At 65.6% G+C, this 21453-nt stretch carries 17 protein-coding genes; 10 read left to right on the forward strand and 7 right to left on the reverse strand.

What is annotated here, in order from left to right; translation table 11 throughout:
* Positions 1-3 precede the first annotated feature (3 nt).
* The 3 genes from V6X30_RS02135 to V6X30_RS02145 all read right to left on the reverse strand — a co-directional run bounded on the left by V6X30_RS02135 (position 4) and on the right by V6X30_RS02145 (position 4876).
* A complete protein-coding gene (locus tag V6X30_RS02135) occupies positions 4-3180 on the reverse strand; it encodes an ATP-binding protein (protein WP_367982997.1) in 3177 nt (1058 codons plus the stop codon).
* Positions 3180-4469, reverse strand: coding sequence for a metallophosphoesterase family protein (locus tag V6X30_RS02140; protein ID WP_367982998.1), 1290 nt, complete (start codon positions 4467-4469; stop codon positions 3180-3182). Before V6X30_RS02140 ends, V6X30_RS02135 begins: the two co-directional genes overlap by 1 nt.
* 92 nt (positions 4470-4561) lie before the next feature.
* Positions 4562-4876 carry a DUF1127 domain-containing protein gene (locus tag V6X30_RS02145; protein WP_367982999.1) on the reverse strand — a complete coding sequence of 105 codons (315 nt, stop codon included), beginning with the start codon at positions 4874-4876 and terminating at the stop codon, positions 4562-4564.
* A gap of 160 nt (positions 4877-5036) precedes the next feature.
* On the opposite strand from V6X30_RS02145, the gene V6X30_RS02150 reads away from it, so the two are divergent.
* The gene (locus tag V6X30_RS02150) at positions 5037-5954 is read left to right on the forward strand and encodes a LysR substrate-binding domain-containing protein (protein WP_367983000.1); all 918 of its coding nucleotides are present in this window, start codon (positions 5037-5039) and stop codon (positions 5952-5954) included.
* Positions 5955-5978: 24 nt separating this feature from the next.
* Here the strand turns inward: V6X30_RS02150 and V6X30_RS02155 are convergent, their stop codons facing one another.
* Positions 5979-6662 (reverse strand): response regulator transcription factor, encoded by a 684-nt coding sequence (locus V6X30_RS02155; RefSeq protein WP_367983001.1) that lies wholly within the window; start codon positions 6660-6662, stop codon positions 5979-5981.
* A 188-nt stretch (positions 6663-6850) separates the two neighbouring features.
* Between V6X30_RS02155 and V6X30_RS02160 the strand changes: the two genes are divergently transcribed.
* Entirely contained in the window at positions 6851-7738 is an 888-nt protein-coding gene (locus V6X30_RS02160; protein WP_367983002.1) for a transporter, read from the forward strand.
* On the opposite strand, the gene V6X30_RS02165 is transcribed toward V6X30_RS02160, so the two are convergent.
* Both V6X30_RS02165 and V6X30_RS02170 read right to left on the reverse strand, forming a co-directional pair.
* Positions 7735-8328 carry a response regulator gene (locus tag V6X30_RS02165; protein ID WP_367983003.1) on the reverse strand — a complete coding sequence of 198 codons (594 nt, stop codon included), beginning with the start codon at positions 8326-8328 and terminating at the stop codon, positions 7735-7737. The two genes, V6X30_RS02160 and V6X30_RS02165, sit on opposite strands and share 4 nt — an antisense overlap.
* Positions 8325-10193, reverse strand: coding sequence for a sensor histidine kinase (locus V6X30_RS02170; RefSeq protein ID WP_367983004.1), 1869 nt, complete (start codon positions 10191-10193; stop codon positions 8325-8327). The genes V6X30_RS02165 and V6X30_RS02170 overlap by 4 nt, the downstream gene beginning before the upstream one ends.
* Here V6X30_RS02170 and dsrO point away from each other — a divergent pair.
* The 3 genes from dsrO to V6X30_RS02185 are packed head-to-tail and all read left to right on the forward strand — an operon-like array spanning position 10192 to position 15123.
* Positions 10192-10953 carry a sulfate reduction electron transfer complex DsrMKJOP subunit DsrO gene (gene dsrO / locus V6X30_RS02175; RefSeq protein ID WP_367983005.1) on the forward strand — a complete coding sequence of 254 codons (762 nt, stop codon included), beginning with the start codon at positions 10192-10194 and terminating at the stop codon, positions 10951-10953. The genes V6X30_RS02170 and dsrO overlap by 2 nt on opposite strands.
* Positions 10950-12056: an NrfD/PsrC family molybdoenzyme membrane anchor subunit gene (gene nrfD / locus V6X30_RS02180; protein ID WP_367983006.1), complete on the forward strand. Its 1107-nt coding sequence runs from the start codon at positions 10950-10952 to the stop codon at positions 12054-12056. Before dsrO ends, nrfD begins: the two co-directional genes overlap by 4 nt.
* Positions 12049-15123 (forward strand): tetrathionate reductase subunit A, encoded by a 3075-nt coding sequence (locus V6X30_RS02185; RefSeq protein WP_367983007.1) that lies wholly within the window; start codon positions 12049-12051, stop codon positions 15121-15123. The genes nrfD and V6X30_RS02185 overlap by 8 nt, the downstream gene beginning before the upstream one ends.
* Before the next feature lie 19 nt (positions 15124-15142).
* Here the strand turns inward: V6X30_RS02185 and V6X30_RS02190 are convergent, their stop codons facing one another.
* Positions 15143-16183 (reverse strand): NADP(H)-dependent aldo-keto reductase, encoded by a 1041-nt coding sequence (locus V6X30_RS02190; protein ID WP_367983008.1) that lies wholly within the window; start codon positions 16181-16183, stop codon positions 15143-15145.
* Positions 16184-16336: 153 nt separating this feature from the next.
* Between V6X30_RS02190 and osmF the strand changes: the two genes are divergently transcribed.
* From osmF to V6X30_RS02215, 5 genes are all read left to right on the forward strand, one after another.
* A complete protein-coding gene (osmF, locus tag V6X30_RS02195; protein WP_367983009.1) occupies positions 16337-17245 on the forward strand; it encodes a glycine betaine ABC transporter substrate-binding protein OsmF in 909 nt (302 codons plus the stop codon).
* 22 nt (positions 17246-17267) lie between these two features.
* Positions 17268-18434, forward strand: coding sequence for an ABC transporter permease (locus tag V6X30_RS02200; RefSeq protein WP_367983010.1), 1167 nt, complete (start codon positions 17268-17270; stop codon positions 18432-18434).
* Complete coding sequence (locus V6X30_RS02205) at positions 18421-19362, forward strand: ABC transporter ATP-binding protein (RefSeq protein ID WP_367983011.1); 942 nt, start codon at positions 18421-18423, stop codon at positions 19360-19362. Before V6X30_RS02200 ends, V6X30_RS02205 begins: the two co-directional genes overlap by 14 nt.
* A complete protein-coding gene (locus V6X30_RS02210; RefSeq protein WP_367983012.1) occupies positions 19359-20063 on the forward strand; it encodes an ABC transporter permease in 705 nt (234 codons plus the stop codon). Before V6X30_RS02205 ends, V6X30_RS02210 begins: the two co-directional genes overlap by 4 nt.
* 195 nt (positions 20064-20258) lie before the next feature.
* A complete protein-coding gene (locus V6X30_RS02215) occupies positions 20259-21440 on the forward strand; it encodes a TRAP transporter substrate-binding protein (RefSeq protein WP_367983013.1) in 1182 nt (393 codons plus the stop codon).
* Positions 21441-21453 lie beyond the last annotated feature (13 nt).

The following is a 21453-nucleotide window of genomic DNA, read 5'->3' on the forward strand; positions in this document are numbered from 1 at the left end:
TTACTATACGAGTCCCTCAGACCCCGCCGCCAGCCATGTGCTGATGCGCTGGATGAGATCCGGATCCGCCCGGTGGCCGAGGCGATCGAGCAGCTGGCGGGTCATCGCGTCGGATGTAAGCCGTGGGCGCCGATCGAGGTGACCGTGTTCGAGCAGCCAGCCCTCGAGCTGATCAACGTGATCCTGCTGAACACGCGCGACTTCGCGATTCCGCAGAGCCGTCACCAGGGCTTCGGCATCGCCATTGAGGGCCTCCGCCCTTTCCTGCACGCGCTCCACCATGCGGTCGGAAAAGGCGCCGGCGGCAATCAGTACGCCCCGGTCCACGGGTCGGCCCAGCCCCTGGCGGGCGAGTTCATGCCATGCCCGGGCGATCACGATCCGATCAGAAAGGGTGGCGCCGGCGTCCATTCGGGCATGGCATTCCCGGCCGGCGGGCGTATCCAACCAGGCCGCCAGCGGCCCCAGATGGCTCAGACGCCAGTCGCTGATGAGCTCGTGGAGGGTTTCCAGCTCGTCACGCAGCAAATGGAACAGGTGAATCGCCCCGGCATCCGTCCGCGGGTCAACCGCTGGCACCTGCAGGAGCCTCGCATATTCAGCGGGTTCGATTTCCGCCGGAGCCGGCGGCCGGTCCGGCAGCTCCACCGATGCCAGCGCCGTTGACTGCTCGCTGGCGCCGCGGATGGCACCGAGATCGATGCAGTGCGGTCGATGGCCAGTGGTCTGCGCCCAGAGTGCCATATCCTCGCGGCGGGCCGTGAGGTAGAGAATCTGTCGCCCCTCGCTGTTGGCAAGTGTCGATAGATTGTGGGCAACGGCGCCAAACCGGTCGGCATCGGTGTTGGTTAGTGCTTCGTCCAGCGCGAGCGGCAGAGGCGGGCCGTTGCCTTCCTGGTCACGGGCCCAGGCGATGCGGGCAGCGAGCAGCAGTTGCATGCGTGTGCCCGAGGAGAGCGCCGTGAGCGGTCGAGGGATGTCCTGGCGCAGGTCGCGGGCGACGGGCTGATGGTTGTCATCCACCTCCAGCGACCACTGGTGTTGTGTGAATTGCTCGAAGCGGCGCCGCGCGTCGCGGATCAGTCCGGGTTCATGGCGCGCCCGGTAGTCGGCCTCGACTTCAGCAAGCAGCCAGTCACCCAGGTCCGCCTGCATCCGCGCGGCCCGCTTTTCGGCGAGTGACTCCACGAGTGTGTTCTCTTCGGCGATGGCGCTCGCCAGGGCATCATCGCCGCCGGCCCGTTCGACTTCGGCCGTCAGTGCCGTGATTTCCCGGGCCAGATCCTCGACGCGGTCGGCTTTTTCGGCCTGCCGGTCGATGGCCTCATCGATCTCGGCGGGATCCGTTCTCTCAGTCCACTCGACAAGGGAGGGGTGCTCCTCAAGCGGGGCCCGCAGCTGCTTTTCTGCGAAGCGGGCCTGGTCCAGTTTGCGTCGGGTTTCGGTGAATTCACCGTGGGCCTCCAGTCGGGCAGCAAGACCCGTCCGGTCATCCACCGGCAGTTCCGCCTGCTCGTAGATCTTTGCCTGGGCGGTCCTCCGCCCGTCCAGGTCGGCTGAGAGACGCTGATGTCGGCGGGAGCGCTCGTCGAGCTTCGTCTCCAACTCGCGGGCCTGGTCCAGCTGTTCGGCGAGTGATTCCAGCGCTGTCTGAAGGGTGGCGGTGTCGGGGGTGGCGATATGGGTCCAGGTCGCCAGTCGCTCACGCAATTGCCCCTGCATCCGCTGGATCTGCTGATCCTGCTCGGCCAGCCTGGCTGCCTCACGCTCAACCGTCGAACGGGTCGTGTCCAGCTGACGGACAAGGTCCATGAAGCGCTCCAGCCCGAGGTCTTCGCAGTCGAGATGTTGAAGCCCGCTCTCGCGACGCAGCTCATCGAGATGAGCCCGCGCCTCGGCCACGGCGGTGGAGACGTTGCGATCGCCCGGGCGGGGGTGTGCGTAGGCCCGAATCGCCGCGCCGGTTGCTGCGATGGTGGCGATGCCGCCGGCTGCAAGAGTCAAAGGATCGCCGGTGAGGATTCCTGCCAGCAACCCGAGCACGCCACCAGCCGCCGCCGTAGCGGTCAGTCGCAGGGTGGTCCGATCGCCTTTCCGGGGCTCGGGTGTTTCCGTCCGGGCCTGCCAGTATCGGACTTCGCGATAGGCCCTCAGCGCTTCTCCGAGGGCCTCGATATGCTGAGGGTCAAATAAAGGTAAGGATTCACTATCACTGTTGAGCGCCATTGATGCGTGATTGCATTCGGCCTGGGTGGCGGCCAGTGCTTCGGCGGTGTGGCGACGCGACTGCTCCGTGCTGCGCAGCTCGTCGAGCCTGATCCGGCACTCGGAGAGCAGGGAACGCTCTGGTCGGCCATCGGCCAGACCAGTCGCTTTCAGTGCAGCCTGCAGCTGCCCCTGTTCCTGTTCCAGCACCTGAATCTCTTGCTGCAATGCCTGGATGTCGCGCGTGTGCTGATCGACGCGCTCACCCTCGTTGCCCTGCAGGCCCTCGAGCACGGCGGGGAACCTGGCAAGGTGGGCTTCCAGCGCCCGGCGTCCATCGATCGCTTCCCTGAGCTGGCGGGTCTGTCGCAGGCGCGCCATGCCACTCTGGGCGGCGCGTGCATCGTCGAGTGATTGCTGGAGCTCGGGCAGGCGCTGGCGCTGTTGATCAAGGCTGCGGTAGCTTCGTTCCGTGTCCTCACGTCGGCTACGGGCCGCCTGCCAGGCGCGGCGCTCGTTCTGCGGGAAGGTGGCAGGCGCCAGTCCTGCTTCGTCCCGGACGCGCTCCAGATCGATACCTCCGGCCAGCGCCTCGCGGAGGCGTCGGCTGAGCCGCGCCTCGCTCTCGTCATCGGGCGAGATCAGAGTCTCCGCCTGCAGCCAGTAGCAATGCAGGGCATCCGCAGTGGGTAGCGGAGGCGATTCGACTTGCTCGCCGTCGCACAGCCAGCGGCGATACGGCCCGTTGCGCTGGGCCTCCCAGCGCCGGGTGCCATCACTGAATCGGGCCGCGATGGAAAGCGCCGGCGGATCCCCCGGGCGCGGTTCGCCAAGTAGATACTGCAGCGCGCGGATCAGGCTGCTCTTGCCGATGGCGTTGGGCCCGACAATAAAATTGATGCCGGCATGGAAGTCGTTGAGTTGAACCGGATCGATGCCGGGCAGCTGGTGGATGTCGATGCCGGTGAGCCGCATCAGTCCGCCTCCTGGGCGAGCATGGCCCGCAGCGCATCCTGGCCGCGCTCACGCAGCCACTCGGCAATGCATTCCGCATCAGGATCCTCGCCGGGTAGCTGGCGCCAGCGACTGTCAGCGGTGCCCGACGCGAGATGTCGCTCCGCGGCCCCGAGCAATTCCCGTCGCTCCGGATCGTCCTGAGCGCGCTCCAGGCTGAGCAGTCGGCGGGCAAGGAGACCCGGTTGATCATCGCGCTCGGCGAGTCTCGACAGCGGGATGGTGGGGCGGGTGTCGATCCGGAGCCGCTCGAGGAACCACTGAATCTGCCCGGTCCCCGGCAGTCCCATTGCTCGCCCGCTGTCGGGCAGCTCGGCCTCCATCGCCTCTCGGGTGAGGTCGCACTCGCCGACCAGCCTGATGCGCAGGCCAACGAGGTCGGGCCAGTCCACCCCCTGGGTCAGGTCTGTGGCGAGTGCCTCGAGCCGCCGGCTGATGGCGGTTGTGACCGCCGCGCCGGCGGTCACGCCGGTGATATCCACATCCAGGCGTTCCCATCGCAGCGGCGCCAGGGGACGCTGCTCAAGGCGCTGTATGCGGCCGTCGCGGATCTCCAGCAGCCAGGGCCCGCGAGGGCCGGGTTCACCGGCATCCAGGCCCACGACGCTGCCCAGATACCCCATCGCCTGGTCAGTACCCAGCGCGTCCGGCTGATGGATATGCCCGAGCAACCAGGCGTCGAAGCCGGTGTTGCGGAGTTGCTCGCTGGTGACCGGTGCATAAGTGCTTTGGGACTGGTCTCGGTCGCAGTGGAGCAGTCCCAGTCGGGGGGCCGGGCCGAGGTTCGCGGGAAGGGTCAGGATGGGGCTCTCGTTGACGCGGAGGGCTGGAAAAGACCAGCCCCAGACGGTGACCTCCTCCGGGTTGCCACTGGCATCGCCGGCTATCCCAACGGACTCCCATTCGCCGCCTGCGCCCAGCAGTCTGGCATCGGGAACCTCGTCGATCAGCCGCGGGAGAATGTCGACGTCGTGATTGCCGCTAACGGCCAGCAGTTGTATGCCGGCGCGGCTCAGTCGGGCAGCGCCGGCCTGCAGTCGCGGCAGCGCCTCAAAGTAGTCCTGCGTGGACTCGGCGACATCCCCGGCGAGCAGCACGGCCTGAACGCGTTCGCGCAGGGCGAGCGCGATGACCCGTTCCCAGGCGGTCGCGGGGGAGAAATCATCGATGCGCGCCGAGAGATGCTCAGGCAACCGGGGCGGGCGGCGGCCGAGATGCAGATCGCCAACGGCAAGGAGCTTGATGGTCATTGCCCCAATGCTCCGAGATCCGACCGTCTTAAACAAGTCGACCGCCGGTGCAAGCCTGCACCGACGGTCGACTCAGCGTTGCCGTATCAGGGCTACTGTCGGGTTTCGCGCGGCATCCGGGCCCTGGGCTCGTGGCGTTCGGCCGGTGCACCGGCGCGCTTGACCAGCCGGATCTGCCCAAGAGGCTGCGTGTAGATGCGAGTCAGCTGATACTCGCTGACCCGCCCGGCCTCTCTGCGGCTCACGCCGATATCATCGAGCAGATGGCCGTTCAGCCGGCTCAAGGACTCAGCGGCACGGTTACGGCGACGGTTGCGCAGCCAGTGGCCGATGGCGCGGGACAGCCCCATCGGCGGCATGGCCGGCATGTAGAGTTCGGTATCGTGGCGATCTGTCTGGCCGACCATGGTGCTTCACCTCCGTTCAGTTGTGCTGAATGTGCATGGCGGGAGCCCTGTGTTTCCCGTCAGGGATATTGTCTCCACGGAAGTTTGTTCAGGCAACTGAAAAAGAATAAACTTTATAGTGAATTTTCTTGAACCATATGGCCATCATCGGGAGACCGCGATGTCCACACCTACATCCCCCAATTCGCCTCAGGGGCTCCCCCTGCTGGATATGGAGATCCTCCGCACGTTTGTAGCCATTGCCGAGACCGGCAGCTTTTCGCGGGCCGCGCAGCAGATCTACCGGACGCCTTCTGCGGTGAGCATGCAGATTAAACGGCTTGAGGAAATGCTTGGTCGGGCCCTGTTCGTGCGAGAACCACGACAGGTCCACCTCACGCCGGAAGGCGAGACCATGTTGGGTTATGCCCGACAGCTCCTCGAACTCAATGACGAGGCGGTGGGCCAGTTTCTCTCACCACAGGTGGGTGGGACCGTGCGGCTGGGCGCACCAGACGACCTTGGGACCCGGGTGCTGCCGGGTATCCTCTCGCAGTTCAGTCGCAGCTTTCCGGCGGTCCAGGTCAACGTCCGGGTGGGGCGCAGTCCGGATCTGATGCGCCGTCTGGATATCGGCGAGCTGGACATCGCGCTTTTGATTGCCGAGGCGGGTAACCGTCCACACCCCCTGGCCGAGCCCATCTATCGCGAGCCGCTGGTCTGGGCGGGCCGAGAGGGTGGGGTTGCCCTGCAGCGATCACCGCTGCCGATCGCCGTCGCCGACCGCGGCTGTGCCTGGCGGCGCATGGCGTTGGAGGCCCTTAACCGTAGTGGGCACCGCTATCGGATTGCCTACACCTGTGAGCACACGGGTGCCCAGGAGGCCGCCATCCATCAGGATATTGCCGTCACACCGTTCCCTCGCGGGCTGGTGCAACCGCCCTTGCGGGTCATCGAGGAGGATGAAGCCGGTCTGTCGCCCCTCGGCGATTACGAGGTGCTCCTGCTGCGCATGCCGGCGCGAGGAGCCGCCGTCGAGGCGCTGGCCCAGCATGTGGTGGACCATTTTGCCGGCACTCCCAATGGTGCCGCGGCGTGACTGCCAGACGGGTATCCGATCGAGTCAGGTAGCGGGCCTTTCCGTGATCCGAATGGCGGCGGTGAAGGAATAGCCGACGCCGCGTGCGGTCTGGATGGGGCTCGGTTCGCCGGTTTCCTCCTCGATCTTCGTGCGCAGACGACGAACCAGCACCTCCATGCGTCGCATGTCGTAGCTGCTCTCGTTGGCGCCGAGATACCGGATGATCTCGCGACGGTCTACAGCCGTGCCCGGCTCCCGGGCCAGCGCATGCAAAAAGCCGAGTTCCGAGGCAGTGAGCCGTACCGGTTGTCCGGTGGGTGCCACGAGGATCCAGTTGAGCAGATCGAGTGTCCACTGGCTCGCGCCGGGGAGCCGGTGGATGAGGTTGCGAACCGTTAGTGTGACTTCCTCGAGATTCAATGGCTTCTGCAGGTAATCATCGGCGCCCAGCGTGCGGGCCTCGATCCGGGCTCGGGCCGATGGATGGCCGGTGATGATGATCACGCCGGTGTGCTCGGCGGGCTGATGCGATCTCAGCCAGTCAAGGCCGCCCACACCCGGCAGTGTCAGATCCAGCAGGATCGTGCGCGTCTGATTGGCTGCCAGCCATCGCTCTGCCGCCTCTACCGAGGACAGCCCGATCGCCCGCAGGCCCTCCATCTGGAGGGTGGTGACGATTGCGTCCTGCAGCTCTGATTCGTCTTCAACGACCAGTGCGTCGATCATGTTCTGCGTCCTTACAGCTTTTTCGTCTCCATTGTATCGCGCAACGGCTTGCTGGAACTGACCAAACCTGTCACTCATACTATCCATGGATATACGTTTCCGGATGATGGCTTTTGCGTAGTAGACAACGCCTGCGGACCCGATGGCCCGTCATCGCCGGATGGCTGGCCATGATCCTGGGGATAGGGATGCCAGCCACGGTCCCGGCGCTTGATCTGGGCCCGCTGGACGGGATCGCACCCCCGGTCGGAGTGACCGGCGTGAGCCTCGAGCTGGCGGATCGTTCATTGTCGGGTTCGCTCGACATTCCTCACGTTGGGCCAACGGATGCCCGGGTTGAACGGCGCAATGCCAACCTGCGCCTGGGTCATGGTTTCGAGCTCGCCGGGATGCCGGCCTATGCCTACGGTGAGCTGCCCCTTGTCGACTATCAGGTCAGTGGCGAGGCCGCACAGCGCTTCGAGCTGGATCCGGGCAAGGGCGTCGGAGACCTCGCACTGGCGCTGGCGGTCTGGCCTCACGCCGACCGGGACAAGGGGCAGTATCTGGGCGTAGCCGGTTACCTGATTGCCCCCACCGGCGAATACGAGGCCGGCCGCACCCTCGGTGCCAATCTGAACCCCGGCAGCAATCGCTACGCGGCCATTCTCCAGGCCGGCGGCCAGCAGCGGCTTGGCGATCATTTCGAATGGAATCTGGCGGCCGATGTGATGTTCTTCGGTGACAACGACGAGTACATCGGCGAGCGCGTCGCCATCACCCGCTCGGGGCTTGCCCCGGCGGAGCCGGCCACGCTTGAGGTCAAGCCCTACATCAGCTACCAGACCTCGCTCGCCTGGCGTCCGCATCCCGCGGTGACCCTTGCGGCAAGCTACTACATCGACCGCGGTGCCGAATCCCGGGTTGACGGCGGTGACTGGGGGGCATCGATCAATCGCGAGCGTTACGGCCTGTGGGGCCTGTTTGCGCTGTCACTCCGAACGCGGCTCAACATCAGCTACAAGCGCCCGGTGGACGACGACAGCGCCCTCGAGCTGGACGATGCATTGCAGATCCGGCTGGTGCGCTTCTTCTAGTCGAGCCGCTGCCAGAGCGCGGCGAGCTCGGCGCTGTTGGCCGCCCCCATTTTCTCGACCACGCGCGCCCGGTGGACCTCTACGGTGCGCACGGCGATATGCAGCGCCTCGGCGATGGCTCGATTGGTCATGCCCTCGCTGACGCAGCGGGCGATCTCCCGTTCGCGATCGCTGAGCTGCCCGGCGCGGGCCAGGATGTCCCGCCTGGCCGCATGAGCCCGCGCCCGCTCGAAGGCCGTGGCGAGGGCATGTTGCAGCGCGTCGGCGCCCACTGGCTTTTGCAGAAAATCCACGGCGCCGCGTTTCATGGCATCCACGGCAAGGTCCACGTCGCCATGACCGGTCAGGATGACCACGCCCAGACAGGCGTTCTCGGCCTGCAGACGCTCGTGCACCGCGGTGCCATCGAGCCCCGGCATGCGCATGTCGAGAATGACGGCGGCCGGGTCCTGCAGGTCCGCGCCGGCGAGGAAATCCTCGCCACCGGGCCAGTACGTCACCTCCAGATCCAGCCCTTCGAGCAGGTATCGGCACGCCTCGGCCACGCCGGCATCGTCATCGACCAGGTGAACGGGCAGGGCATCGATCATGGGTTGGCGTCCTCGGTGCTGGCCGGCAGGGTCAGGCGGATTTCGGCGCCGCCGCGGGCATGGTTGCCGATCTCGATGCTACCGCGCTGGCGCTGCATGAGTCGCCGACTGATCACCAGCCCCAGGCCAAGTCCTTCGGCGCGGCTGCTATCCAGCGGGGTGAACGGTTGCGACAGGCGCTCGGTGTCGAACCCACCCGCACTGTCGGCGACCGTTATCGTCACTTGTGCGGTTTCGGCATTGAAGTCGGCCGCGATTCGGATCCAACCGCTCCGCGCATCGGCCTCGAAGGCATCCAGGCTGTTATTGATCAGATTGCCAAGGACCTGCTCCATGGCAAGCCGATTGCCGCAGGCCGCGAGGTCGGCAGGCCGGACCTGCCAGTCGAGCGCAATATCGAGCCGGCGGACTCGGGGCTCGGCCAGTGCGACGGCTTCGCGGAGCAGATCATCCAGCGGTACTCGCTGGATTTCCGGCGGTTCGCGCCGGATCCACTGCCGTGCCTGCTCGATGATACCAGCGCCGCGGGCGGCCTCTTTACCGATGCGGGAAAGCGGTTCCAGCAGGGGACTGTCGGGTGTCTGGCGTTCCAGTCGCAGGCGTCCGCCCTCGGCATAGTGCCGGATCGCCGCCAGTGGCTGGTTGAGTTCATGGGCGAGCGTCGCCGCGAGCTCCCCCGATACGCTGAGGCTCTGCGCACTGGCGAGCTCCCGCTCGCGCTCGCGCAGTGCCAGCTGGGTCGATTGCAGGGCGCGGCTGTGCCGGTACGCCTGGCGCTGGATCCAGGCGTGGTAGAGCAGCGCACCGACCAGCAGCAGGGCGACGGCCAGGGTGTAGTGCCAGTAGCGCCGAAGGGTGTCGGCAAGCCGATCCAGCAGGGGCTCCTGGAGCGGATGCAGTCGGAGGTCGTCGAACAGGGTGGCGACCCTGGCCGCGGATACGGGAGCGCTCCAGCGGGTCGTGTCAGGGCTGTCCATATCCAGCAGGACGCGGGCGACATCGGCGGCGAGGCCCTCGGAGACATGCGGGAGGGCGGCGAAGGTCCAGTCCGGGTAGGCCGGCGTGCTCGCGAGGCACCCGCCGAGCCCCCCGGTGGACATGAGGGCCCGGTAGTCCTCTCGCGCCACCAGCCCCTCGGCGGCCATTTGCTCAAGCATACAGACCGGCATGATCGCAGCTTCCGCCTGCCCGTCCCGGAGCTGGTAGAGGAGGGCATCCACCGGGTAGCCGAGAAACGCCAGATCCAGCTCTCCCGGGTTGATCCCGGCGGACTCCAGTTGCGGCAATAACAGGAGATAACCGCCGAAGGCCTGCTCATGGACCGCCACAACCCGTTTGCCGGCGAGCTGCCGGGCGCTCGTGTAGGGCGCATCCTCGCGCACCAGCAGGACCGAGCCAAGCGCCTCGCGAGCCGAGTCCGCGGGGTTGGAGCGCAGCGTTGCCAGCCAGCTCAGCGCATAGGGCGTGCCCAGCAGGACGAATTGGCCGGGGTTGGTGAGGACAAAATCAATGTCCCCCTCGGCAATTGCCTCGGCGATGCCATCCAGCGTGAGGGCGCGGGGCTCGAAAGCGGCACGCGGGATGGCCTCGTCCAGCGCGGCCAGGGTGGACTGCCACCGGGCAAGTGTGTGGGCCTCGCCGCGTGGCGCGAGGATACCGACCACCACCGGTCCGCCATCCACCCGGGCTGCCGGGTCGGGGCCCGGTGTCGTCTGTGCCGCCGCCAGCCCGTGACTGATCAGGATGAGTGCTGCAAAAACCTTGTTCCAGATCAAGGCCGTCCCGGCCTTGTGGTTTTCCACAATTCGGCGCGGGACGCCGAGGCCGGATGATGGGCTCAACGTTTTATTACGGAGTCGCGTCATGGATCTATCCCGCAGACAGTTCCTCGGCAAAGCGGCCATCAGTGCCGGCGCCGCGGTGATGCCGCTCGCCGACGTGGAGGCCGCGGTCAACGACCAGCCGGCCCGTCGCGGCGGCGATCCTGGCAAGCGCTATGGCATGGCCATTGATCTTCGCCGCTGTATCGGCTGCCAGGCCTGCACCGTGAGCTGCTCGATCGAGAACCAGCCGCCTGTCGGCCAGTTCCGTACCATCGTGCACCAGTACGAGGTCAAGGATAACGATTCCGAGGACACCGCGGCAGTGATGCTGCCGAGGTTGTGCAACCAGTGTGACAATCCGCCCTGCGTGCCGGTCTGCCCCGTGCAGGCCACCTGGCAGCGCAAGGACGGCATCGTGGTGGTGGACAACGAGCAGTGTGTGGGCTGTGGGTACTGTGTCCAGGCCTGTCCCTATGACGCCCGGTTCATTAATCACGACACCCAGGTGGCGGACGAGTGCAATTTCTGCGTCCACCGCCTGGAGGCCGGTCTGCTGCCGGCCTGCGTGGAGAGTTGCGTGGGCGGTGCCCGCATCATCGGTGACCTGAATGATCCCGACAGCCACATCAACCAGGTGCTGCGCGAGAACTACGACGACATCAAGGTGCTCAAGCCGGAGCTCAATACCCGGCCGCATGTCTTCTACATCGGCATGACCGATGCCTTCATCGAGCGCATCCAGGGCGAGAGCGGCCTGTGGTTCGACTCCGAGCATGGCGGGGTGATGGGAGCGGTATCATGAATGTCGCCGAGATCATCGTCCCGCAGCAGGAAGTGGCCTGGCTGCCCTGGGCCGTGCAGTACTTCTTCTTCGTGGGCCTCGCCGCCACGGCCGCCATCATCGCCGGCGCCGGTGAGTTCCTGCGCGGTGGTCGCTGGCAGCGGCTTCAGCCCGCGGCGCTGCTGGTGGCGGTCTCCACGGGGGTGGTCGCACCGATTGCCCTGCTCGCCGATCTGCATCAGCCCGGTCGGTTCTATCACTTCTACACCGATATCACCCCCTGGTCATGGATGTCTCTGGGCGCGCTGATTCTGCCAGTATTCATGACCGGGCTGATTGGCTACTGGGTCCTCTGGCAGCGCGAGCGCTTCAAGGAGCAGGGCGCACCCCGGTGGCTGGCGCTCTGGACGGCGGGGCACTGGTCCGGTCGGAGCCTGAGGCCGTGGCTCGCCACGCTGATGATCATCGGCGCACTGGGCATTCTGGTCTACACGGGTTCCGAGGTGATGATCGTCAAGGCCCGGGCGCTCTGGCATACCGAGTGGCTCATCCTGAACCTGGCGATGACCGCGTTCATGGGAAGCCTGGCGGCGATGCTCTATGCCCAGGCGCGCATCTTCAAGGCCACCGCCGGTGACCAGCGCTTTACGCTGCGTCTGTTCATGCTGGCGCTGCTGGGCACGGGGGCCGGTGCGCTGGGCTGGGCAGCGGCCGGCTGGATAAACGACTCGGTATCTTTCCAGGCCTTCGGCCGCCTGATTGAACAGTTCGCCTACTGGCGCATCGTCTTCGCCCTGTCGGTGGGCGTCGGCATCTCGCTGCTCGTGGCGGCGCTGTGGATGCTGCGTACGCCCCGGGGCGTGGCACTCTCCTGGTGGATGGCGCCACTGGCGCTTCTGGCCGCCTGGTCGTTCCGTTGGGCGGTCCTGATGGATGTGCAGACGGTGCCCAAATATGGCGCCGGGCTCTATCCCTACCACTTGCCGTTGGGCAGCGATGGGCTGCTCGGCATTCTGGGCATCTTTGGTCTCTGGCTGGCGGTGATGATGGTCCTCCCCGGCATCATCGCCGGCCGTGAGGCCGCCAACGAATCAATGAAAATGAGCGAGGTGGCTCATGGATAACAAGCGCCGCAACCTTCTCAAGGGCAGTGCGGCCCTGGGTGGCCTGGGCGTGTTCGGCGCGGGCTATGTGGATCCGGTCAAGAAGGCAGCCCAGGGGCTGCTCAGTGGCAGTGCCGGTGAACCGACCACGGACCGCATTACCGGCAACGCCCTGCCACCGGAATTCCGCATCGACGCCGAGACCGGCGAGCTCACGCCGGCCGACGGTCAGGTGGTGAGCCTGACCCAGTGCCTCGGCTGCTGGACGCAGTGCGGCATCCGCGCCCGCGTCGACACCGTCAATAACCGTGTGCTGCGGATCGCCGGCAATCCCTATCATCCGCTCTCCCATGAAAAGCCGCAGGTCTACGATGCCTCGGTGCGGGAGGCCTATACCGGTCTTGGTGGCGATCGCGGCATCGAGGGGCGCTCGGCGGCCTGTGCCCGGGGCGCAGCCATGCTCGAGCTGCTGGATAACCCCCAGCGCATCACCCGGCCGATGAAGCGGGTCGGGCCGCGTGGCAGCGGGCAGTGGCAGACGATCAGCTTCGAGCAGCTCATCGAGGAGGTCACCGAGGGCGGTGACCTGTTCGGTGAGGGGAGTGTGGATGGCCTGCGCGCCATCCACGATAACGACACGCTGATGGACCCGGAGAATCCGGAGTACGGGCCGGTGGCCAACCGGCTGCTGGTCACCGATGCCGGCCCGGATGGACGCCGGGCCATCGTCAAGCGCTTTACCTTCAACGCGTTCGGGACGCGCAACTTCGGTCATCACGGCTCCTATTGCGGGCTTGGCTACCGGGTTGGGTCCGGAGCGCTGTTCGATGACATGAAGGGCTTCACCCACGCCAAGCCGGACTGGGATCACGCCCGTTTCATTATCTTCATGGGGACGGCACCCGCGCATGCCGGCAACCCCTACAAACAGCAGGGCCGTCAGCTCGCCAGCGCCCGCACCGACCGGCGCTTTGAGTACGTCGTGGTGGCGCCCTCGCTGCCCAACTCCTCGAGTCTGGCGACCCGGGGCAATAATAACTGGGTCCCGATCCGTCCGGCGGGGGATTCGGCAATGGCCATGGCCATGATCCGCTGGATCATCGATAACGAGCGATACGATCGCAATTACCTCATCCAGCCTGGCCCGGCGGCCCAGGAGGCCGCGGGCGAGCCGAGCTGGAGCAATGCCACCCACCTGGTGGTGAGCAGCGAAGATCATGCGCTGACTGGCCGTATCCTGCGCGGTCGTGATCTGGGCTGGACCGACAACGCCGATGACTCGGTGGTCGTCGATGCCGATAGCGGCGAATGGATGGCACACACAATGCCGCGGCCGGCGGAGCTGTTCGTCACGCGGGAGGTTGTCCTCGCCGATGGATCCAACGTGACGGTGAAGTCCGCCATGCAGCGGCTGGCTGACGAGGCACGGCGACTGACGCTGTCCGAGTACAGCGCCGAGTGCGATATCCCGGAGGCCACCATCGAGGCCCTGGCGCGCAAGTTCACCAGTTACGGCAAGCAGGCGGTGATCAACACCCACGGCGGCGTAATGAACGGCAGTGCGTTCTACACCTCGTATTCCATCGTCATGCTCAATGCCATGGTGGGTAACCTGAATGCCCCGGGCGGGACCTTCGTCAAGGGCAAGCCCTATACCAACACAGGCGCCGGCGAGCGCTACGACATGGCCAACTTCCCCGGCAAGATCGGCCCCCAGGGAATCTTCCTGTCGCGCAGCCGGACCACCTACGAGGCGAGCAGCGAGTTCCGACGCAAGGTCGAGTCGGGGCGCAATCCCTATCCGGCCAAGGCGCCGTGGTACCCGGTCTCCCCGCCGCTTTTCACCGAGCATCTCTGCTCGGCCCTGGAAGGCTACCCCTATCAGGCCAAGATCTGGATCAACCACATGGGTAACCCGATCTATGGCCAGGCCGGGCTGCGCGAGGCGATCGATCAGCGCCTCAAGGATCCAAGCCGGATTGGGCTCATTATCGGTATCGAGCCGTTCATCAACGAGACCAATGCCTATGCGGACTACCTGGTTCCGGATCTTGTGACCTACGAAGGGTGGGGTTTCTCCAAGGCCTGGGCCGGCGTCAAACAGCGCATGACCAGTGCCCGCTGGCCCATCGTCGAGCCCCGGGTCGAGGAGACCGCCGACGGCGAACCGATCAGCATGGAGGCGTTCCTGATTGCGGTTTCCAAGCGCCTTGGGCTGCCGGGGTTCGGGGACAACGCGATTCCTGATGCCGATGGCAATCTGCACCCGCTCAACACGGCGGCTGACTGGTACCTGCGCGGGGCAGCGAATGTGGCCTGGGACGGTGGTCCAGTGCCGGAGGCTGCCGAGGACGACATGCGGCTGACCGGCGTCGATCGGATTGCACCGGTGTTGCAGGCGCATCTCAAGCCTGAGGAATGGCGTCGGGCGGCTTATGTTTTCTGCCGCGGCGGCCGTTTTGGTGAGGCACCCGAGAAGGATGCCGGTCCGGTGACACACTGGCAGCGGCCGGCGACGATCTGGAACGAAAAGGTGGGCAGTAACCGCCATTCGCTGACGGGCGAGTACTTTACCGGCTGTCCTACCTGGCATCCGCCGCGTTTTGCCGATGGCTCACGAGTGGAGCGGCACTATCCGGTGGACCAGTGGCCGCTACGCCTTACTTCATACAAGTCGCATCTGCAGAGCCCGCATTCCATTGCGGCATCGAGGCTGCGGCAGATTCACCCGTATAACCCGGTGGGGATCAATACCCGCGACGCAGAGGCGGCCGGGATTCAGACCGGTGATCGGGTTCGTCTGGTTACGCCAGGTGGCTCGGTGGAGGGGGTTGCGTTGCTTCGCGATGGCGTCAAACGGGGGGCGGTGGCCATTGAGCATGGTTATGGCCACCGCGAGCTTGGCGCTCGAACCCATACGGTTGATGGCACGCCGCTCCCTGGCGATGAGGCCATCGGTGCCGGAGTCAACCTCAACGATCTGGGGCTGGTCGACCCCACCCATAGCTCGGGCAACGCCTGGGTGGACTGGGTGACCGGTGCCTCAGTCCGCCAGGCGCTGCCGGCGCGCATCGAGAAAGTCGGCTGACGGCCTGCGTTCCTCCAGGTCATGGGCAGGGATTGGGTGCCTCGGCGTGAATCGCCTCGATCGCGTCGAGCACCTCGTCACTCAGCGCCAGGTCGGCACTATCAATATCGCTTTGCAGCTGCGCCATCGTGGTGGCACCGATGATGTTGCTGGTGACGAAGGGTCGTGACGTGACCCAGGCCAGTGCCATCTGCGCCGGATCCAACCCGTGCGCCCGGGCCAGATTGACGTAGGCCTCAGTGGCTCGGATGCCCGGATCCTTGGTGTAGCGGGTGAAGCGGTCAAATAGCGTCAGTCGGGCGTTTTCCGGCCGCTCGCCGCCAAGATACTTGCCGCTCAGCACGCCGAAGGCGAGCGGCGAATAGGGGAGCAGGCCAACCTGCTCGCGGTGGGAGACCTCCGCCAGGCCCACCTCGTAGCTGCGATTGAGCAGGTTGTAGGGGTTCTGGACACTGACCATGCGCGGCAGGCCGTGACGTTCGGCCAGCTCGAGGAATTTCATCGTGCCCCAGGCGGATTCGTTGGACAGGCCCACGTAGCGGATCTTGCCGGCGTCGACCATCTTCTGGAGCGACTCCAGCACCGCCAGCATCTCGGGGACAGGATCCGCCTCGTCGGGGTCCGGCGTAAAGCCGAGTTTGCCGAAGAAGTTGCTGTTCCGGGCCGGCCAGTGGAGCTGGTAGAGATCGATGACGTCGGTCTGCAGGCGCTGCAGCGACTCGTCCACCGCGGTCTCGATGTTGGCGAGGCTGTAGTCACCCTTGCCGTCGCGTACCGTGCCGAGACCGGGGCCGGCGATTTTGGTGGCGATGATGAGATCGTCACGCTTGCCGCGCGCCGTGAGCCAGTTGCCGATCATGGTCTCGGTGGCGCCCTGGGTGTCCTTCTCCGGGGGTACCGGATACATCTCCGCGGTGTCGATGAAGTTGATGCCGCGCTCCACGGCCAGGTCGAGCTGCGCGGAGGCCTCCTCCTGGGTGTTCTGTTTGCCATAGGTCATTGTGCCCAGGCACAGGGCGCTGACCTCGAGGTCGGTATTGCCAAGCTTGCGGTATTCCAAGATATCGCTCCTGTCGAATCGTTAATCCCGGATTGAAAAAGGTATCCCGATAGTGTGAAGCGGGGTGGCGGCTCGTGCCAGTCCGGCCCCGAAGTGTCGAAACCGGTCAGGACGTTCGTTAGACTGCCGCCTCATTCGAACCGGTTTATACCAATGCGCATTTTCAGCCGTTTTGCCTGTGCCACGGTGCTCGGGCTGGGGGTGGGTTTCGCCCAGGCTCAGTCGCCGGTGGTGGTTTCCTCGAAGATCGACACCGAGGGCTCGGTGCTGGGCCAGCTCGTCATCCAGACCCTGGAGGCCAACGGCATCCCCACGGAGAACCGTCTGCAGCTCGGCGGTACCAGTATCGTGCGCGAGGCCATCAAGGCCGGCGAGATCGATCTGTACCCGGAGTACACCGGCAACGGCGCGTTCTTCTTCGACCGGGCCGACGAGCCGGGCTGGAACGATGCCGAGACCGCCTATCAGACCGTCCGCGAACTCGACCGGGAGGCTAACGACCTGGTCTGGCTGGAGCCCGCTCAGGCCAACAACACCTGGGCGATGAGCGTGCGCCGTGATCTGGCCGAGTCCGAGGATCTGGAGACCCTCGATGACCTGGCGGCCTATCTGAATGCCGGGGGCGACTTCCGCTTTGCCGCGAGCGCGGAGTTCGTCGACTCCGAATCGGCGCTGCCGGCCTTCCAGTCGGCCTATGGCTTCGAGCTTACCTCCGATCAGCTGCTCACGCTCTCCGGGGGCGATACGGCGGCCACCATGCGCGCCGCGGCGCAGCCGGACAACAACGTCAACGGCGCCATGACCTATGGCACCGATGGCGGCGTCAATGCCCTGGGTCTGGTGGTGCTCGAGGATACGCGGGGTGTCCAGCCGGTCTATCAGCCGACGCCGGTGGTCCGGGCGGCGGTGCTGGATGCCTATCCGGAGATCGCCGATGTCCTCGACCCACTGTTTGCCGGGCTTGATCTGGAAACGCTCCAGGCGTTGAACGCCCGGGTGGCCGTCGAGGGCCAACCGGCACGGAACGTGGCTGCCGACTATCTCGAGCAGCTGAACGACTGAGCACGCCGCGCCCAGCGCTGTCATGACGCGGACCAATCGGGTCAGTCTGTTCCTGGCTCTGCTGGCACTGGCGGGCGCCGTTGGGCTGGATGGCGTTCGCATCCAGCCCAATCGCATCGTAGCCGGCACCGGGTACAGCGTCCTTGAGGCGCTCGGTGCCAGCGGTCTCATGGCCGTCTGCCTGCCACTTGGCCTGATTGCCGGCTTGGCCCTACGCCCCAACCGCGCCCGATCGGCGGCCATGTTGCTGCTGGTCATGGCCTTATTGCTCGCGGTGCCATGGGCGTTGGGTAGCGCCATCAGCGGGTTGATCGCGCCGGGCCAGACGGCGGCAAGGGCGGCTGTAGCAGGCGGCACCTGGCTTCTCGTCTTCGCCCTGGTGCTGATGCTGGTGGACCTGCGCCAGCGCCTGCGCATGGGAGCCGGCGCGAGTGCACTGCTCTGGATCGCTCCACTGGCCTCCCTCGCGATCGCGCTGGCGCGTGGATGGCTGGATCAGCTCGCGCTGGTCCGTGAGTACCTCGGCCGGCAGGCCGCGTTCTTCGATGCGGTGGTCGACCATCTCGTCCTGGTGGGAGTGGCTGTTGGTGCCAGCCTGGTGATCGCCGTGGCGCTTGCGCTGTGGATGCGCCGCGTGCCGCGTGTACGACAGGGGACGCTGGGGGTGCTGAGTTTCATTCAGACGATCCCCAGTCTGGCACTTTTCGGTCTGCTGCTGGCACCGCTCGCCTGGCTGGCGGCGCGCTATCCCCTGCTGGGAGCGCTCGGCATACAAGGCATCGGTCTGGCGCCGGCGTTGCTCGCGCTGGTGGGATACAGCCTCCTGCCCATGACCCGGAATACCTACATTGCCCTCGAGAGTGTTGATGATGCGGTCATCGAATCGGCCCGCGGCATGGGGATGGGTTCTTTGCAGGTTTTCTTCCAGGTCCGCCTGCCCCTGGCGCTGCCGTTGCTGATCGAGGGCGTGCGCATCACCGCCGTTCAGGCAATCGGCCTGGCGGCGGTGGCGGCGCTGATCGGCGCCGGCGGCCTCGGGACCTTTATATTCCAGGGGTTGGGCCAGGCGGCGATGAACCTGGTCATGCTCGGGGCGCTGCCCATCGTGATCATGGCGATGCTGGTGGACGCCCTGCTCAAGGGGCTGGCGGGCGCACTGCGCCGGGGGGATACCCATGATCGAGCTTGATGGCGTCAGCAAGTATTTCGGAGAAGAAGCCGCAGTGGATGGCATTTCACTGACCATCCCCGATGGCAGCCTCTGTGTGCTGGTGGGCACGTCGGGCTGCGGCAAGTCGACCACGCTGCGCATGATCAATCGCCTGATCGAGCACAGTGCCGGCGAGATCCGCATTGATGGCCACCAGATCCGCCGTTTTAACGAGGAGACGCTGCGGCGCCGCATCGGTTATGCCATCCAGAACACGGGGCTTTTCCCGCACTGGACGGTGGCCCGCAACATCGGCGTTGTTCCCCGACTCCTGAAGTGGGACAAGGCGGCGGTCGATCGCCGCGTCGAGGCCCTCATGGCGTTATTGAGCCTCGATATCGACGAGTTCGCTGATAAATACCCGCATCAGCTCTCGGGCGGACAGGCTCAGCGGGTCGGCGTAGCGAGGGCACTCGCCGCCGATCCGGAAATCCTGCTGATGGACGAGCCTTTCGGCGCGCTCGACCCCATCACGCGCTCCAGCCTTCAGGCCGAACTCCTGCGGATCCAGTCGCACATCCGCAAAACCATCGTCTTCGTCACCCACGACATGGATGAAGCGCTGCGTCTGGCCGACCACATTGTGGTGATGCGGGCCGGCCGGATCATCCAGCAGGGCGCACCGGCGGACATCCTGTCCCACCCCGCGGACGATTTCGTCGAGACGCTGGTGGGTGGGCGTGACCGCGGCCTGAAGCGCGCTGCGCTGACCCGGGTGGGCGACATGATGGATCCTGCCGGCGATGACGCCCCTGCGGCCGCCGCAACGGTCACGCCGGAGGACAGCATGCGTCTGGCCGTTTCGCTGATGCTCTGGCACGGGGTGTCGCGGCTGGCGGTGGTGGACGAGGCGGGGCAGCGCGTGGGTACGCTTCCGCTGTCGCGACTGGTCGACGAAGCCGGATGATCCGCCTCACGCCGCCACTCGCCTGGCTGACACTGTTGCTGGCAGCGGCCTGGCTGATGCCGGCATTGAAGCCGGTGTTCGAGGCGGTTGCGCCCGATCGCAGTACGGTCATCTATCCGCGTGACACCTTTTTGTCCCTGCTCGGCGAGCATGTAGCGATCGTGGCCGTGGCCGCGGTGATGGCCATTGTCATCGGTGTGGGTTCGGCTGTGCTGGTAACGCGGCGCTCGGGCGAAGAGTTTCTGCCGCTGGTCAGCCAGCTCGCCTCGATCGGTCAGACCTTCCCGCCGGTGGCGGTGCTCGCCTTGTCCGTGCCCGCCCTCGGCTACGGGGCCGAGGCGGTGGTCGTGGCACTCGTGCTCTACGGGCTGCTGCCCATCGTGCGCAATACGCTGGCCGGACTGCAGAGCGTGGACCGGGGTGTGATCGAGTCGGCCCGTGGCATCGGTCTGAGCCCGCGACAGGTGCTCTTTCAGGTGGAGCTGCCCATCGCCGCCCCGGCGATCATGGGCGGCATTAGAACGTCGGTGACGATCAACATCGCCACCGCGGCGATTGGGTCGACCATCGGTGCCAACACCCTCGGGGATCCGATTATCTCCGGCATCGTGAATAACAATATCGCCTTCACGTTGCAGGGCGCAGTGCTGATTGGCCTGCTCGCGGTGACCGTCGATAGCGCGTTCAGCCGGATCGCCTAGTGGCGACGAGGCGCTCTTGCCCGCGATCGCATTTGGTCGTCATGGAAACAAAGGGTTTAATCCCGTGGAACAGGTGTGATACACCTTGCCCGCGGACTCGCAGAAAACTGACGCCGCGCGGGAAACCTTCCCGAGTGACGGGTCTGACAAGGGCGCCGAACGGCGCAGACGTCGAAAATTTGGAGGAGAGAAGCGATGACCGAATCCACGGTAGAGAACGTCCAGCGGGATGCCGGACAGCCGGATCCCTCGCGACGCAAGCTCCTGAAAGGCGGCCTTGCTGCCGCTGGTGGTGTTGCTGCCGGCACGGCCATTATGGGTGCGCCGTATGTCAACGCGCAGGCGCCGCTTGTTCTGAAGATGCAGACCGCCTGGGGCGGCGGCAACATCTGGAACGATTTCGCCCGGCAGTACGTCGAGCGCGTCGAGAGCATGTCGGGCGGTCGTATTCAGATCGATCTGCTGCCCGCCGGGGCGATCGTCAAGGCTTTCCAGGTGATGGACGCGGTGAGCGATGGCCTGATCGACATCGGTCATGACGTGCCGGTCTACTGGTATGGCAAGAACAAGGCCGCGTCATTGTTCGGCACGGGCCCGGTCTGGGGCGGCGATGCCAACAACATGCTGGCGTGGTGGTATGCCGGTGGCGGTCGCGAGCTCTACCGGGAGCTCACGCAGGACATCATGGGTCTGAACGTGGTCGGTTACTTCGGCTTCCCCATGCCGTCGCAGCCATTCGGCTGGTTCAAGAGCGCTGATGTCACCACGGTCGCCGATATCCAGGGCCTTAAATACCGGACGGTCGGCCTGGCAGCCGATCTGCTCCAGGAGATGGGGATGTCGGTTGCCCAGCTCCCCGGTGGCGAAATCGTCCCTGCAATGGAGCGCGGCGTCATCGACGCGTTCGAGTTCAACAACCCATCCTCCGACAAGGACTTTGGCGCCCAGGACGTCGCCAAGAACTACTACCTTGGCTCCTACCACCAGGCGAGTGAGTCGTTCGAGTGGTTGTTCAACCGCGACATGCTCGAGAGCCTAGACAGCGACATGCGAGCCATTCTCGTGTATGCGGTGGAGGCTGCCTCGACCGCGAACTCCGCCACTGCGCTGGATCGTTACTCGTCCGACCTGGAGGCGCTGCAGAACGAGTCGGGCGTCACCGTGCATCGGACCTCTAATGAAATCCTCTCCGCCCAGCTCGAGGCCTGGAGCACCCTTATTCCGACCCTGGAAGAGGACAGCTTCATGCGCCGCGTCATGGAGAGCCAGAAGGAGTGGGTTGAGCGGACGGTGTTCTACGAGCTCATGAACCAGCCGGACCTGGAGCTCGCCTATGAGCACTTCTTCCCGGGCCGTCTGAACATGCAAGTCGGCTAGGACGCCAACCGAG

The organism is Spiribacter sp. 1M189 (assembly GCF_040838345.1).
GTDB classification, from domain to species: Bacteria; Pseudomonadota; Gammaproteobacteria; order Nitrococcales; family Nitrococcaceae; genus Spiribacter; species Spiribacter insolitus.